15 protein-coding genes and 1 pseudogene are annotated in these 14,697 nt (G+C 44.0%); 10 read left to right on the top strand and 6 right to left on the bottom strand.

Annotated features, from left to right (window positions below; translation table 11 throughout):
• Positions 1-230 precede the first annotated feature (230 nt).
• Together Q0C29_RS09605 and Q0C29_RS09600 are read right to left on the bottom strand one after the other, a co-directional pair.
• The gene (locus Q0C29_RS09605) at positions 231-1,649 is read right to left on the bottom strand and encodes an NAD(P)/FAD-dependent oxidoreductase (RefSeq protein WP_292000444.1); all 1,419 of its coding nucleotides are present in this window, start codon (positions 1,647-1,649) and stop codon (positions 231-233) included.
• Positions 1,646-2,656, bottom strand: a complete 1,011-nt coding sequence (locus Q0C29_RS09600; RefSeq protein WP_292000443.1) for an adenylosuccinate synthetase — start codon at positions 2,654-2,656, stop codon at positions 1,646-1,648. Before Q0C29_RS09600 ends, Q0C29_RS09605 begins: the two co-directional genes overlap by 4 nt.
• Positions 2,657-2,772: 116 nt before the next feature.
• On the opposite strand from Q0C29_RS09600, the gene purB reads away from it, so the two are divergent.
• From purB to Q0C29_RS09575, 5 genes are all read left to right on the top strand, one after another.
• Positions 2,773-4,182, top strand: a complete 1,410-nt coding sequence (gene purB / locus Q0C29_RS09595; RefSeq protein ID WP_292000442.1) for an adenylosuccinate lyase — start codon at positions 2,773-2,775, stop codon at positions 4,180-4,182.
• Between the two features lie 181 nt (positions 4,183-4,363).
• Positions 4,364-5,413, top strand: coding sequence for a formate--phosphoribosylaminoimidazolecarboxamide ligase family protein (locus Q0C29_RS09590; protein ID WP_292000441.1), 1,050 nt, complete (start codon positions 4,364-4,366; stop codon positions 5,411-5,413).
• A gap of 2 nt (positions 5,414-5,415) precedes the next feature.
• On the top strand, positions 5,416-6,426 hold the full coding sequence (locus tag Q0C29_RS09585; protein WP_292000445.1) for a formate--phosphoribosylaminoimidazolecarboxamide ligase: 1,011 nt from the start codon (positions 5,416-5,418) through the stop codon (positions 6,424-6,426).
• Between the two features lie 280 nt (positions 6,427-6,706).
• On the top strand, positions 6,707-7,429 hold the full coding sequence (locus Q0C29_RS09580; protein WP_292000440.1) for a plastocyanin/azurin family copper-binding protein: 723 nt from the start codon (positions 6,707-6,709) through the stop codon (positions 7,427-7,429).
• A 5-nt stretch (positions 7,430-7,434) separates the two neighbouring features.
• Positions 7,435-7,674 (top strand): hypothetical protein, encoded by a 240-nt coding sequence (locus tag Q0C29_RS09575; RefSeq protein WP_292000439.1) that lies wholly within the window; start codon positions 7,435-7,437, stop codon positions 7,672-7,674.
• A gap of 20 nt (positions 7,675-7,694) precedes the next feature.
• On the opposite strand, the gene Q0C29_RS09570 is transcribed toward Q0C29_RS09575, so the two are convergent.
• Positions 7,695-8,186, bottom strand: coding sequence for a MarR family transcriptional regulator (locus tag Q0C29_RS09570; protein ID WP_292000438.1), 492 nt, complete (start codon positions 8,184-8,186; stop codon positions 7,695-7,697).
• A 92-nt stretch (positions 8,187-8,278) separates the two neighbouring features.
• Here Q0C29_RS09570 and Q0C29_RS09565 point away from each other — a divergent pair, with 92 nt between their 5' ends.
• On the top strand, positions 8,279-8,794 hold the full coding sequence (locus tag Q0C29_RS09565) for a gamma carbonic anhydrase family protein (RefSeq protein WP_292000437.1): 516 nt from the start codon (positions 8,279-8,281) through the stop codon (positions 8,792-8,794).
• 46 nt (positions 8,795-8,840) lie between these two features.
• Here Q0C29_RS09565 and tgtA read toward each other — a convergent pair whose 3' ends face one another.
• Entirely contained in the window at positions 8,841-10,406 is a 1,566-nt protein-coding gene (gene tgtA / locus Q0C29_RS09560) for a tRNA guanosine(15) transglycosylase TgtA (RefSeq protein WP_292000436.1), read from the bottom strand.
• The gene (locus Q0C29_RS09555) at positions 10,406-10,828 is read right to left on the bottom strand and encodes an Lsm family RNA-binding protein (protein ID WP_292000435.1); all 423 of its coding nucleotides are present in this window, start codon (positions 10,826-10,828) and stop codon (positions 10,406-10,408) included. The genes tgtA and Q0C29_RS09555 overlap by 1 nt, the downstream gene beginning before the upstream one ends.
• A 53-nt stretch (positions 10,829-10,881) precedes the next feature.
• Between Q0C29_RS09555 and Q0C29_RS09550 the strand changes: the two genes are divergently transcribed.
• Positions 10,882-11,229 (top strand): hypothetical protein, encoded by a 348-nt coding sequence (locus Q0C29_RS09550; protein ID WP_292000434.1) that lies wholly within the window; start codon positions 10,882-10,884, stop codon positions 11,227-11,229.
• A gap of 11 nt (positions 11,230-11,240) precedes the next feature.
• On the opposite strand, the pseudogene Q0C29_RS09545 reads toward Q0C29_RS09550, so the two are convergent.
• Positions 11,241-11,786: pseudogene (locus tag Q0C29_RS09545) on the bottom strand (TCP-1/cpn60 chaperonin family protein); the annotation flags it as partial.
• Positions 11,787-11,805: 19 nt separating this feature from the next.
• Between Q0C29_RS09545 and cas5a the strand changes: the two are divergent.
• From cas5a to Q0C29_RS09530, 3 genes are all read left to right on the top strand, one after another.
• Positions 11,806-12,465 carry a type I-A CRISPR-associated protein Cas5a gene (cas5a, locus tag Q0C29_RS09540; protein WP_292000433.1) on the top strand — a complete coding sequence of 220 codons (660 nt, stop codon included), beginning with the start codon at positions 11,806-11,808 and terminating at the stop codon, positions 12,463-12,465.
• Positions 12,465-13,628 (top strand): hypothetical protein, encoded by a 1,164-nt coding sequence (locus tag Q0C29_RS09535; protein ID WP_292000432.1) that lies wholly within the window; start codon positions 12,465-12,467, stop codon positions 13,626-13,628. Before cas5a ends, Q0C29_RS09535 begins: the two co-directional genes overlap by 1 nt.
• Positions 13,629-13,631: 3 nt before the next feature.
• Positions 13,632-14,697: DEAD/DEAH box helicase (locus Q0C29_RS09530; protein ID WP_292000431.1), on the top strand; the 1,066-nt coding region annotated here is incomplete at its 3' end.

Raw genomic sequence — 14,697 nt, 5'->3', positions numbered from 1 at the left:
AAAACCAGCCTCCCTAACCAAACCAGTAGAACCCCTAACAAACAAACCCCTATCGTTCTCCATATAAACCGTTAAGTAAATTGGTTTAAATAGTTTTCCTTTATTTTAAAATAATGTTATATTATTTGATTAAATGATAATCGTAGCGCGTAATCAACAACATGAGTGATGATGCGTTAAGTTAAATGATGATACTATTGTTAATAAATTAGGGCACTTATGCTTCTGTGTTACTTCAGTTTATTAAATAACTCATTCTTAACATCCTTACCGAGTTTAGTTAATATACCCCATGCCGCAACTACGCCTGTGGCTGCTGCAACGTTAATACCCCTTGATAAGCCTGCCCCATCACCTGCTGCAAATAAGCCATCTACCGTAGTCTCCATAAGCTTATTTACAACTGCCCTCATACTGTAGTACTTTATTTCGGGGGCATAAAGTAGCGTGTACTTTGATGCTAGGCCTGGAACAACATTATCAACCTTATGTAGGAATTCTAGGAGGTTATCAATGATCCTGTGGGGTAACGCCATCCCTATATCCCCTGGTGTTACGAATTTAAGGGTGGGCTCCACTATACTTCTCCTAATCCTATCCCACGTGGACCTTCTCCCATCCTCCAAGTCACCCAGTCTCTGAATTATAGGCTTCCCTCCGCCTAACTTGGTGGCTAACTTGGCTATTGATTTACCATACTCAATAGTATCCTCCATTGGGTCCGTTAACCTTATGGAGGTTAGTAATGCGAAATTAGTGTTACTGCTTTGCCTATCTAAGTAGGTTTCACCGTTAACCCCAATGGTCTTATCATCGTAGTTCTCCATTACCACGAATCCACCTGGATTAACGCAGAACGTCCTAACCTTATCGTCATGTGACTTAGTGTACATTATTACCTTAGGATCCATGTATAGTTCAGTTAAAGGATCCATAACGTACTTAGGCACCTCAACCCTAACCCCCACGTCCAGTGGGTTTGGATTAAGCTCAACACCAATCCTCCTAGCCTCATCCCTAAACCACTCTGCACCAGCCCTACCTGGTGCAATAAGCACTGTCTTAGCCTCTAAGTCACCTCTCCTAGTCTTAAGCTTAAATAAGCCATTACTACGGGTAACATGCTCAACGGCAGTACCCACTATGAGGTTAACGCCAGCCTCCTTAAGGTATGATGTGAAGTTCTCAATAACCCTAATGGACCCATCCGTTCCAATGTGCCTTTGCCTAATAGGCACTAATTGAGCACCAACCTTAGCTAATGATCTTTGGTAATCCTCAAAGAGTGAGCCGCTTGGTTCAAAAACCCTATCCTGTGGTGCACCAAACTTAATGAAGACCTCATCAATGTAGTTTATGAGGCTCATTGAGGCGCTCCAGCTTCCCACAAGTTCATGTAAGTCCCCGCCTATGTCTGGTCTTAGGTTTATTATGCCGCTACTGAATAACCCCGCACCCCCTATACCGTGCGTTATGTGGCATGGGACGCATACGCACTTCCCAATCTTAGCTAATGGGCAATGCCTCTGCCTAGCCATATACCCTTTATCCACAACAGCTATGCTTAATCCATCAGTATTCCTGGTAAGTTCATAAGCTGCAAATAATCCGGCAGGTCCAGCCCCAATTATTGCAACGTCATAAATCATGGGGATTCACCCCTTAAATCAACCATGTCGAACGCGTCCTCCCCAGTTCCAATTAATGTAACTGGTACACCTAACTCCTCACTAATGTTGTTTATCCACCTCCTAGCCTCAATGGGTAATTCCTCCCACTTCCTCTTTCCCCTTGCCTCAGGGAATAAAGCGTCAAGTTTCGTTATGGCTAATTGAGTCGGCTTATTCAGCATGACTGCTCTTTTAGCTAAATCCATGTTAAATGGCGCAACCCTCCTTAACCTACCAGTCACAGTACCCCTCTCAACCCATCCCCTAGCCTCAGCCTCCTCAGGCTTTAACTCACCAGGTAATTCCCCTGCCCCAACCCTACTTACGAATGCCTTAAAGATTAGTATAATGTCGTTCACGCTCCTCGGACTAACACCAACCTCGCTTAACACCCCTGAGGCTGTAGTGTCCCTACTTGTGACGTATGGGTATGTACCATGGTATAGGCTTAGGAATGTCCCCTGAGTACCCTCAATAATGACATTATTACCGTTGCCTAATGATTCATTAACCTCCCTTGGCACATCAGTGAGCACGCCCTTTAACTCCTCAAAATCCCTAGCCAACCTCAGTCTCCTAAGCACCCTATCCACCATAGCTGCCCCAACCCCCTGGCCTGTTGAGCCAATAGTCTTCATGAGGTACTCATCCCTCCTCTCCGCTTCAACATGCTTATCCTCAATTATACCTGAGGAGTAGTCAACCCAAACCCTCCCTCTGGTGTTTGTCTCCTCCATCTCCCTCATGAGGACGTTAATGCTGAATAATGCCCCTGGAGCTATCATTAACCTAGTCCCCTTATTCGGGAAGCAGGAGGGTATTATCCTAACCTTCCACGTATGGCCATTTAGATTCACAGTGTGGCCTGCGTTTATTGCACCAGTCCTAACGCATATGTCGGGTTTATCAACGAGACTGAGGTATGAGATTACTTTGCCCTTACCCTCGTCACCGAAGAAACCACCCACAACTACTGTAAGAGGCACTTTTTAATTAATTAATTCAGCATGTTTTTAAACTTTTCGTTCAGTAGTTAACATATTATTGTATTAATTAATTAAACGATGGGTAGGGTTTATTAACCCTAACCAGATTAACTGAAGTGGATGTATTAAGCCCCCTTGATGCTAGATATAGAAATGAACTAAGGGGTTACCATGAGATAGCCTCAGAGGAGGCCTTCATAATGTACCGCGCCAGGGTTGAGTTACTTTACCTGGAATTCCTAATAGATAAGTTATCAAGTATAGGCTTAGTAAGACCCATTAGTGATGAGGAGAGGCAGAGGTTAAGGGGGATTAGGTTAAGTAGTGATGATATTAGTGAAGTTAGGAAGCTTGAGGATGAGTTAGGGCATGATGTTAAGGCTCTTGAGTACGTGTTAAGAGGTAGGCTAAGGGCCATTGGCCTTGAGCACTATGCGCATTTGCTTCACCTGGGGTTAACCTCAGAGGATGTGAATAATTTAGCAATGGGAATAATGCTTAGGAGAGTACTTTACGAATACTTGATACCAAGCCTAGTGGATTTAGGCAGGGTACTCATTGCCTTAAGCAGTAAGTACGCAGACACCCCCATGCTTGCTAGGACCCATGGGCAACCAGCAACACCAACAACTTTCGGTAAGGAAATAGCCTACCATACCTACAGGTTATGTTCATGGGTGAACAGTTTAATTAATCTTAAGATTAATGGTAAGGTGGCTGGGGCAAGCGGCTCAATGGCTGGCTTCACCATGATTGCTCAGTTAGATTGGCCGAGGGAATTAATGAACTTCGTATCATCACTAGGCTTTGAGCCAGTGCCTGTATCAACACAAATCCTCCCTCCAGACAACTTAACGCACATTCTTGCGGTAATAGGTTTAACTTCATACTCATTAATTAACCTGGCTCAAGATATGTGGATGTACTCAATGCTTGGTTATGTTAGGTTTAGAGGCAGGGTTATTGGATCGTCAACAATGCCTCATAAGGTTAACCCAGTGGATCTTGAGAACGCTGAGGGTAACTTAAAGTTAGGCTCCTCAATACTCATGGAGGTTTCCAAGATCCTGCAATCAAGCAGGCTACAGAGGGATTTAAGTGACTCAACGATTAAGAGGAACCTTGGGTTAGCCGTAGGCTATGTGATACTTGGCTCTAAGAGACTTAAGAAGTTCATGGAGGGTATTGAGGTTGATGAGGGGGCCTTAATTAATGACCTCAATAATCATTGGGAAGTCTTAAGTGAGGCGGTACAGGTTAGATTAAGGGTTCTTGGTCAAGCTGATGCCTATGAGAAGTCACTAAGGCTCTTCAGGGCACCAAGAATGAGCATGGGTGATTACCTTAATGCAATTAAGGAACTTGGCGTGGACGATAAGCTACTAATGAACTTGAGTCCAAGTAATTATACGGGCTATGCAAGTGTTATTGCAAGAAATATTGCAGAATCATGCAGTCAACTACTTAATAAGGCTGAGGAGACTTGCGCCAGGGAAAGAGAAACAATACTAAGTATACTTGGGTAATTTTCCCCTTGGGTTTCAAGGCTTCTCTCTTGGCTTCATTACTCATTTAAGGGAGTTAAGATTAATTTAATGATTACCCATGGTTGATTCACACCATTCCCTATACTTTATTTAATTAATTAATTAAACGTTACTGATCTTCGCGAAATGTTTAAAAGGGTAAATTGATCAATATGATTACATGGTAACCATAGCCGTACTTGCAAGCCACTCAGCACTAGATGTATTAGATGGTGCTAAGGATGAGGGCTTCAGCACAATAGCGGTGGCTAAGAAGGGTAGGGACTTACCTTACCGTGAATTCCCAGTAGTAGATAAGTTAATTATTGTTGATGATTTTAAGGAATTGATTAGTGATCGTATTATCAATGAATTGAAAAGTAGTGAAGCCGTTTTTATACCCAACAGGTCCTTTGCGGTGTATGTGGGTTACGATAATATTGAGGATAAATTCCCAGTGCCGGTTTTCGGTAATAGGAGACTACTAAGGTGGGAGGAGAGGACTGGACCGTATAATTACTATAAACTACTTGATCACGCTGGAATTAGAAGACCAAGGACATTCAGTAGTATTGATGAGGTTGATAGGCCCGTTATGATTAAACTCCCTGAGGCTGCCAGGAGGGTTGAGAGAGGGTTCTTCATAGCTAGGGATAGGGATGATGCGTTAAGGAAGGTTAAGGAATTGGCGGATAGAGGCATTGTGAGGTTAAGTGACTTGGAGAACGCGTCAATAGAGGAATTAGTGATTGGTGCTCATTTCAATGCCAACTACTTCTACTCTAAGGTAAGGGGGAGGCTTGAGTTGCATAGTTTCGATAGGAGAATTCAATCAAACCTGGACGGTATCTACAGGATACCGGCTCAAGATCAACTTGGGCTTAACGTTGATGTTAGGTATATTGAGGTTGGCCATGAACCAGCCACCATAAGGGAGAGCCTACTTGAGAAGGTTTTTGAGATTGGCTACAGGTTTGTTAAGGCAACTGAGGAAATGGTGCCTCCTGGGGTTATAGGGCCATTCACGCTTCAATTCATGGTTACCCCTGAACTGGACCTAGTGGTTTACGATGTCGCACCTAGGATAGGTGGTGGCACTAATGCGTACCTGGGTATTGGTGGGCAGTACAGTAAACTATACTTTGGTAAACCCATATCAACAGGCAGGAGAATCGCCATAGAGGTTAAGGAGGCGGCGGCTAGTAACATGCTTGATAAGGTGACCACATGAATATTGAGGCTGTTTTAAAGAACTACGATTTAGGTAAATTAAACATAGTTACTATAGCCAGCCATTCATCACTTCAAATATTAAGGGGGGTTAAGAGGCATGGGTTGGGCACCGTGGCAGTGGCTAAGCCTGGGTTAGGCTGGTTCTATAGGCGTTTCAGCTTCATAGATAGGGTTATTGAGGTGGATTTAAGTGACCTGGAGCAATTAGCCAATGATCTGGTTAAGGATAATTCAATACTCATACCGCATGGTAGCTACGTGGAGTATGTTGGGTGGAGGAGGGCTTTAAGCATGCCTATTCCAACGTTTGGCAATAGGTACCTTATTGAGTGGGAGGCTGACCAGAGGAAGAAGATGAGGCTACTGGAATACGCCGGTATACCTATACCCAAGTCCTTTAATGAACCAGCTCTAGTTGATAGGCCTGTTATAGTTAAATTATCAGGCGCGAAGGGTGGTAGGGGCTACTTCATAGCTAAGGATGCTGCCGACCTTGCCAGTAAGCTAAGTAGCGTCAACGTGGGGGATGATTACATAATACAGGAGTACGTGATTGGAGTACCTGCCTACTACCACTACTTTGGCTCGAAGGTGTATGACCGCGTGGAGTTGTTTGGAATGGACTTAAGGTATGAGAGTAATGTTGATGGTAGGACATTTAACCTAACTGAACCAACCTTCGTAGTTGTTGGGAATATTCCGGTGGTTCTAAGGGAATCACTGCTACCTATAGTGCAGAAGTATGGTGAAGACTTCTCAAGGGCAGTTTCAGAACTAGTACCGCCAGGTATGATAGGGCCGTATAGCTTAGAGTCGATAATTAAGGATGACTTATCAATAGTGGTTTTTGAATTCTCCGGGAGGATAGTTGCCGGTACAAACGTCTACATGGGTGTAGGTAGCCCATATTCAGTCCTATACTTTAATGAACCAATGGACATGGGGGAGAGGATAGCTCATGAAATAGTGAACGCCGCTAAAATGGGTAAACTGAGCGAGGTATTGACGTGAATCAGTAGCGGCATTTATCCTCATTAATCAGTGGGCTCTAGAATCATCACTACTAAGTAAGCTAGTAACCGGTTTAAATCCTATAAGGTGTTGAAGAGGAAAACATAGGTCCGACCCCCTCTCCGCCTTTTAAAGGGCGGGGGTTCCCTGGGGTCTTGAGGGTTACACCCCTTTACGGGTGCTAATCAGGCTACTGAAACCCACCAACACTAATGGGTCCCAATGGGTTTCACTGAAGGTGTATATTCCTGAAACCAGTATGCCTAATTGGTGGTTAAGTGTGAGCAAATGGGCTTGGTTAATAATCGGAGTAGCAATAGCCCTAGGTATAGTTGGGTTAAGCATAGTAATACTGAATCCGGTATACTACTACAGCGGTAGTTTAACCCACGGTTACCTAGGCATGATGAATTGGGTCTATGGTGGAAGTGGCTTAATCAATAATCAAGGCTACTACGGTTACTCATACGGCATCTACTCCATTAAGCAGGCGTTAAACATGGTTAGCGCAATACCACCATATGCCCACGTTTACCCTAGTAATAATACTATAGTGTTCTCAGGCAGCAGCATAAACCTAGTGGTGGTGGCCATGATGGGTGATGATGCTGCTAAAATGTTTAACGCGACGCCACCATCATATGCTCACGGTGATGTGTTCATCATATATGGTCTAATAAACCCAACAATAGTAGTGCCCTCCGGCTCAGTAATGCACATATTATTCATTAACCTAGATGATGACATGTATCATAATTTCGTGGTAACAGTGGCTCCTCCCCCATATCCGTATAATGTTATGCCTTACGTAGCCATGAGCGACGGCATGGGGCCTCAGATGATGCTTAACATGAGGTGGCTACCACCAGCTAACTACCACTCAGGTTACGCATATGGGTATGAGTACACAATCGCAATTAATGAACCAGGCATTTACTGGTACATTTGCACATATCCAGGTCATGCAAGTAACGGAATGTACGGTGAATTAGTGGTTAGGTGATTGCGATGATTACGCTTTTACTCTTCATTATGGGTTCAGCGTTATTCTGCCCCTGGTGTGGCATGGGGTGGGGATGGTGGGGGCCATGGGGTTGGGGAGGGTGGTTTAACGCATTCCCACCATTAATGTGGCTGCTATGGATGCTGTTTACCGTACTCTTCATAGTCCTAATAGTACTGATAGTGGTTTGGATACTGAGGAGGATAAGTGGCACTAGTAGTGGAGGATGCAGTATGCATCATTAGCCCTGAAGCATTCTTAAAATTCACTTTCTTAACTTAACAATGTTCCTACCCTTAACCTTAACAACCTCCACTAGGCCCTTCTCCTCAAGCCTACGTATTATTCTCCAGGCCCTAACCTTACTTAACCCCAAGTCCCTAGCAATCTGATACTGGTAAACCTCACCCCCAGACTTAACAATGTATTCTAAAACCACCCTCTCTTGCCTTGGCAATAGCTTAAGTAAGTCATTAACGCTACTTCCAGCAGATACTTCATTAACCTGCCTAGATACATTACGCTGCTTAAGTACGGTTAATGGTATGGTAATAAGCAGCACACCCACTATTAATAGGATTAATGGGGGTATGAGCGGGTAGTACGTCATTGAACCACACATCATCCCCATACAGTGGTAGTAACCCATTATGTTAACCATGGGCAAAACCATGGCTAAAATAACCACCGCTATAACCAGTATAACTACACCAGCGGTAATCAGTGCTGGTTTCATTAAATGCGACTCACTGACCATAGGATTAATTAAAGTATGCCCTTTTTATAAACAATTCTACGTATAATGAGCTTTAGGGTAACCTTAATTAAGGTTCACTGAAGGCATTCCCCATGCCGATAGTGAGCTTCAGTGGAAAGACCCCAAGGCTTGGTAAGGGGGTCTTCATAGCTAGTACAGCCTACGTAATAGGGGATGTTGATGTTGGTGATGAAGTGAGCCTATGGCCCTATGCTGTGGTTAGGGGTGATGAGGATCACATAACCATAGGCAGGTTCAGTAACATACAGGATCATGCGGTGGTGCACACTGATAAGGGCATTGAGGCAGTGGTGGGTGAGGGTGTAACCATAGGTCACAGAGCCATTGTGCACGGTGCCAGGGTGGGCAACTACGTGCTAGTGGGTATGGGGGCGATACTGCTTAATAACTCTGAGATAGGTGACTACTCAATAATAGGTGCAGGCGCAGTGGTAACGGAAGGTACTAGGATACCACCTAGAAGTGTAGCTGTTGGTGTACCGGCAAGGGTTATTCGAAGCGTTACTGATGATGACGTGCGTAGGATAATTGAGAATTATAAGGCTTACTTGGAGTTAGCTAAGTCATATAGTGGTAATAACCTATAGTGGAGTTGCCGCATTTAATATTGAGAATTGGATTCATGGGGCTGACTCAGGTCCTGGGAGTTTCATCACCATTTCTCATTAAGGCTACTTTTATGTACCTTTCATAGGCCTTAATGTTCTTAAGGGAGTCTACGTAAATAATAAGGCACTCACCACTGCACTTAATGAACCTGACCAAATCCCTATACTTATCCTCCACTAGTATTATTGAATCCCTCAACGTGTGCTTAGTAGGCCTTGGTTTAACGTTAACTCTTGCGGTTTGTGAGAATGGGTATACATCACTTAGTTCAATTGGTATTAAGCCGTAAACCTCGTTATAAGTGAACACCCTTACACCCATTCTAGTGACCTCACTAGCCACTTGAGTCCTTATGAAGGGTTCCTCGTAATCGCCAATTATTACAAGAACATTGGCTAAATCACCCATGCCTTTAATTAACTTACTTAACCTACGCTTAGCCCATTGAACTTCAGGCCTGGCTAAGTCACCGTCATCCAGGATACTTAACTGAGTTGCGTTAACCTTAAGCCCACTAGCTAATTTAACAATTAAACCACGGAATATTGAACTTCCCCTTAAGGTTAAGTAGGCCCTATATACTGATGGATGCTGCCTAGCCTTCTGGGCTACGTAACCCCAAATATCATGCTCCTTAATCCTCTGCTTAATCTCCATCATTTCCCTCGACAACACCCATAGGTTATGTTGCGCAATGAGCCTAATCCTCTCCTCCTTACTCATTTCCATTAATTCCCCAGCACTCTTACCGCAGCCATCAAGTACATAGTCCTTACTTAACTCACTCAACCTAACCGTCCTATTATTTAAAATAACCCTGTCATCACTGGCGTAAAGCATGTATGAGGCTGAGTCAAATAAGTCAATACCCAATGCAACCGCCAGGGGTAGTATTAATGGGTGTCCGACACCGAACAAGTGCACTGGCTTACCAGGTGGTATTATTGCCTTAACAGTGAGTATCATTTTAACTATGCTCGTGAAATTGTACGACTGAAGTAGGGTAGTGGGGCTACCTATTGCGTATATGTCGAAGGGTAGCCTTGAAACAGCTTTAGCTGAGTAGGCTAGTAAATCCCTGTAAACGCCCCCCTGGGTTGGTCCAACTATAAGCATCCTATGTTCAGGATCCAGCTCCTTAAGTTGAAGTATAGCCCTCCTAGCCCTCCTAATTGTTTCATTAACCTCAACCTCAACAAGCTCCCTTGGCCTCGGGTAGCTGGTTGGAATATCTAATATAACCCCTATGTCACTACCCACCTCAACCTGGTACCTTAAGGCATCATCTGGACTTACCTCAATGTGGCCGTATTGAAGTATTTGATACGCCCCTGAATCAGTCATTAATGGGCCATCCCAGCCTAGGAGTTCATGAAGCCCAACCTCCCTGGCGGTGTCACCGTAAGTTCCCCTTATAATGTAGGCGTTGGTTATAACTTGGTTGAAGCCGAGTTCCCTAATCCTACTTAATTCAACATACTGCTTACTGGGGTTTATTACTGGGAATAATGCAGGGGTCTCTATTACACCATGCCTAGTGTATAGCTTCCCAATCCTAGCTACCTCATCCTTCTCCACTATCTCGAACATTACCTCTTCCTCGTTTGCACGTATTCATCATAAATCTCCTTAACCCTTCTGGCAACTAACCCAGTTCCCTTAACCCCCTCCTCGGTAACTGTTACGTTTTCACTTACTATAATAGTATTGGTTTCCTCAATATACTTCACCATTCCTGGGAAGTACTTCTCAAGTATCTTAGCTAGTTCCCTTAAGTCAATGTACTCCTCCACTAGGGCAATATCCCTGATTGCCTCTGATTTAACTAGAACCTTCGGGAACCTCTCATTCTTATCATTAGTAACGTCCACTAGGATTATGTTTAATCCCTGATCTATACCGACTAATTGACCCCTATAGAATGAACCACCTATAAGGTTGACTAAAACCCTTCTACCTAACATGCCCATTACCTCCGCGTTGAATCGTCGTGCTCCTTCACCAAAGGCCATACCAGTGGACTTATGCAGTGGCCTTTTTAAACTCTAATAGTATAAACCCACCTATGTACGAGTACAAGGGTACATATAAGGTTACGGGCATTGAGTATGAGCCTAATAACGTGGTTAAGCTTAAGCTTGAGGGTGAGGGTGTGTTAGCCACCATTGAGTTGCCCGCCGTCATTAATAAGTTCAAGCAGGGTGACTCAGTGCTGGTTTCACTTTCCAGTAGTAAGGATGAGAATTATAAGGGGAATTGGGACATATACATGTGGGGTATGGTGTATTACTTAGGTGAAAACATCATGAGAATATCAATAGGCGGCTTCATACTCCATATGGAGGGTAATATCAGTAGTAGGCCGAGTCTAGGTGATAAAATCTACGTTGGTTTAAAACTATTAAAGGCCTGAGTTGATTTTAATTAATCAAGGCCCCCTGCTCCCCCTGTTGAGCCAGCTCCCTCCTCCCCCTCCTTCTTACCCTTCTCGCCACCGCTTTCAATCTTACTTGCGGCAATTATCTCATCAATCCTAAGTATCATTGATGTAGCCTCCACAGCAGCCTTATAGGCCTGGGTCTTAACAACTAAAGGTTCAATAATATTCATTGCAACCATGTCCGCTACCTTACCACTGAATGCATCAATACCGTACTTCCACCCATCCTCCCTACTCTCATGCATGTGCCTAAGTTCAGTCAAGATATCTACTGCATCAAGGCCCGCATTCTCCGCAAGCGTCTTAGGTACTGCCTCTAACGCATTGGCGAATGCTTCAATCGCGTACTGCTCCCTTCCACTTACCTTAGCCGCTAATTGCCTAACTGCCTTAGCTGCCTCAACCTCCGGTGCACCACCACCTGGCACTATGAATGGGTTCTCTATTACATCTGATACGACGCTTAAGGCATCTGTTAGATTCCTCTCAGCCTCATCAACCAGCCTCTCGAAGCCACCCCTAATGAGTATGCCTTTCCAGTACCCAGTCATGAGCACGGCAGGCGGTTCGTACCCACTTCCACCACCATCAACATTAATCGGTGCATTATACTTCGCACATGCATTTAGAACCGGCGAGTATGAGGAGATCAAGGAAGTTAGCGGTAAATCATGTTCTCCGGTTTATGGATGGATTAGGGACAACATAGTTCTTGATGCAACCACGATCCCTATTGGAAAGATTGCAATCACTAATACATTATTAAGGTTATTTAATTGGAGAAGAGAAATTAAAGAGGAGCCATATACGGTGGGTTACATGGGTTTATCATACATTAATGAACTCATTGCCATATATGCGGTAAATGATGAGTGGTTTAACGAGTTAAAGAAAAGTGCGTGGGGTATAGTCAGACTTGGGAAGAAGGAGGGGCTGGTAAGCGTCTTAGAGGTTAGTGAAGTTAATGTGGAGAGTCCTGAACGATTAATAATTCACAGCTACCTCCCAAAGAGTGCAGCGAGAATAAGCAGCCATAACTACGACGTTTTAATGTTCCCTGACCTACGCGACGATAGTACGTACTGCGGTGGGAGGCCGAAGATAGGCGAATACGTATTTGCCGAGGAAGGAATCGAGGTATCAGACCCCAGCCCGAGTTATAAGGTAGTTAAGTACGGCAATAAGTACGCCCTACTAAGGTGGTCTTAATGACCACCTGGGAATACACGACGCTGGGGTGGTTTAAGAAAAACGCGACAGCCATATCTACTGACATGAACTATTTGATGGATTTTGTAAACGCATTGAGGCAAAGGAAGGACATAAATAATGTTAAACTACCTTTAATGTGGAATGACTTACAGGGAAAAGACCTCAGAAGTGGTCCACTCGGTAATATAATAAAATTCATTGAAGATGAGGTGGGTATTACATTTAAAATTGAAAGAGCAAGCGCAATAAGTGGCGATATTGTATTAGAAATAGTTTCTTCAATCCTCGGAAATGACAGGCTATGGAATGCGAATGTACCCAAACTTAATACACTGCCTAAGGTATTTGTTGCGGAGTTACCGGCAAACGTGAGGGGATTCTTAAGCACTGAGGATGTTAGTGACTCGAAATTAAGATTATTTGCACCACCGCTGAGGGATATAGCGCTGGGCTTTCTTGGTGCCGTTCTGACGTATGTTAATAATGTTTGGGATAAAAATAGAAAAAATAGAAATGAGCATTACATATATCTTGGCTTATCACGTGACTTATGGATTAGATTAAGTGGCGGGAGTGCCGTGGATACGTTGAAGCGATTTAACGATATCCGCGAACTATTTAGAGCAGTCCTAAATCGGGTCAGAGAAAAGAGGGGTTTGATCATTGATTATGCATTTATTTACACAGCAGCAAAAATTAGGCAATACCTGCCTAGCAAAAGTATTAGGGAGGATGTTATTCGTAGTAACTACTACGTAGAGCTCCTCACACTGTCTAGAGCAGGGAAGAGCCAAAACTTTATTGTAAGGCTTGACACTGTCTCATTAAATGACTACCTAGTCTCACTCTCGAAGACTAAAACTGCGAATGTCATTCTCGGTATGGGTAAATTACTAAAGAATTGGAAAAGGATAGCCGGGGTTAAGAGGAATGGGCGTGAGTTAGGGAAGGACTTAATTGACGTCTTGAATACGATCACCGAGGATATCATCAGGTTCAGCAGTAACAATGATTGTAACGAAATAACAGAATTAGGGCATGCAACAACGCTATTTATTAACGAATGGCACGACGTCCTCAATAACTTGGCCAACAATAATGAAAATATTTCAGGGGCGTTGCGGTTATTGGCCAATGGCGTTGGTAAGATTAGGTGCTGATGTATGAGGGAGCTGATTAATGAGGCTCTTGATTACTTAATCAATAATTATCCTAGGGTCAGGGCAGTACTCATCGAGGCCCCCACGGGTTACGGTAAGACTTACAACTCGTATGTCCCGTTTCTTAAATTCCGCGAAGAAGGGTTAGCTCGTGGATTCATTTACGTGGCACCTACCAGGGCCTTGGTTAGGCAACAGGCAAGGGACTTCCTAAGTAAGCTGCAGGGTTACTCAATAAGTTATCAGTCGATGGACATAAACCTAGAGGTTCAAGTACCTAGCATCGGACTTATGCGGCTTGAGAAGAATCCTAAGCTCAGTAGTGACGTGAATATCACAACGATGGATTCGTTCATGTTTAACCTAATGCGCATGCCTGTCGAATCCCTTAATAAACCGGTTAAGTGGCGCTACATGACTTACAGGAGCTATATATTCACGTCATATGTATTCCTTGATGAGGTCCACCTGATGGTTGAGGATTCTAGCATAACGTTGGCATCATTATTGCTTGGGCTCCACGAATTAGTACTTTCGGCAACCCCTACGGTCATCGCAACAGCAACACTTGGTGATAATAGGGTTAGGTGCTTAGCATTGGGTGAGTGTGGCAGTAGTAAATTAGGGGCTTACTCCTCAGTAAGGGATGGGGTTAGGGTCTTCAGGCTTGGGAATGAGAGGTCTAAGGATGGCATCTTCACGACTATCCGAGACAAGGACTGGGAGTCCAAATCAACAGAGCAGTGTTTCCAATTCAAGCAGTTAAGTAATTATAAGGAAATCATCGATGTGGTTAAGGAATATGGCGATAAGGTCCTCATTATAACAAACACGGTCAAGAGGGCGGTGGATGTATATGAATTGATCAGTAAAGAGTTAGGTGGTGTTGCACTACTTCACGGCAAGCTGGATGAGTATGACAGGGACGTGAATGCCGAGATTATCAATGATGCGAAGGTCATAGTGGGGACTGACGCGATTGGGGTTGGCATAAATCCCAGAAACGTTAGGGTACTGATCATGGACATACCACACAATGTAGATACGTTTATACAGAGGGTGGGGAGAA

It is taken from the genome of Caldivirga sp., from assembly GCF_023256255.1.
Lineage (GTDB): Archaea > Thermoproteota > Thermoprotei > Thermoproteales > Thermocladiaceae > Caldivirga.
The sequence above is the reverse complement of the archived record's forward strand: the minus strand, read 5'-3'. Positions and strand labels throughout refer to the sequence as shown.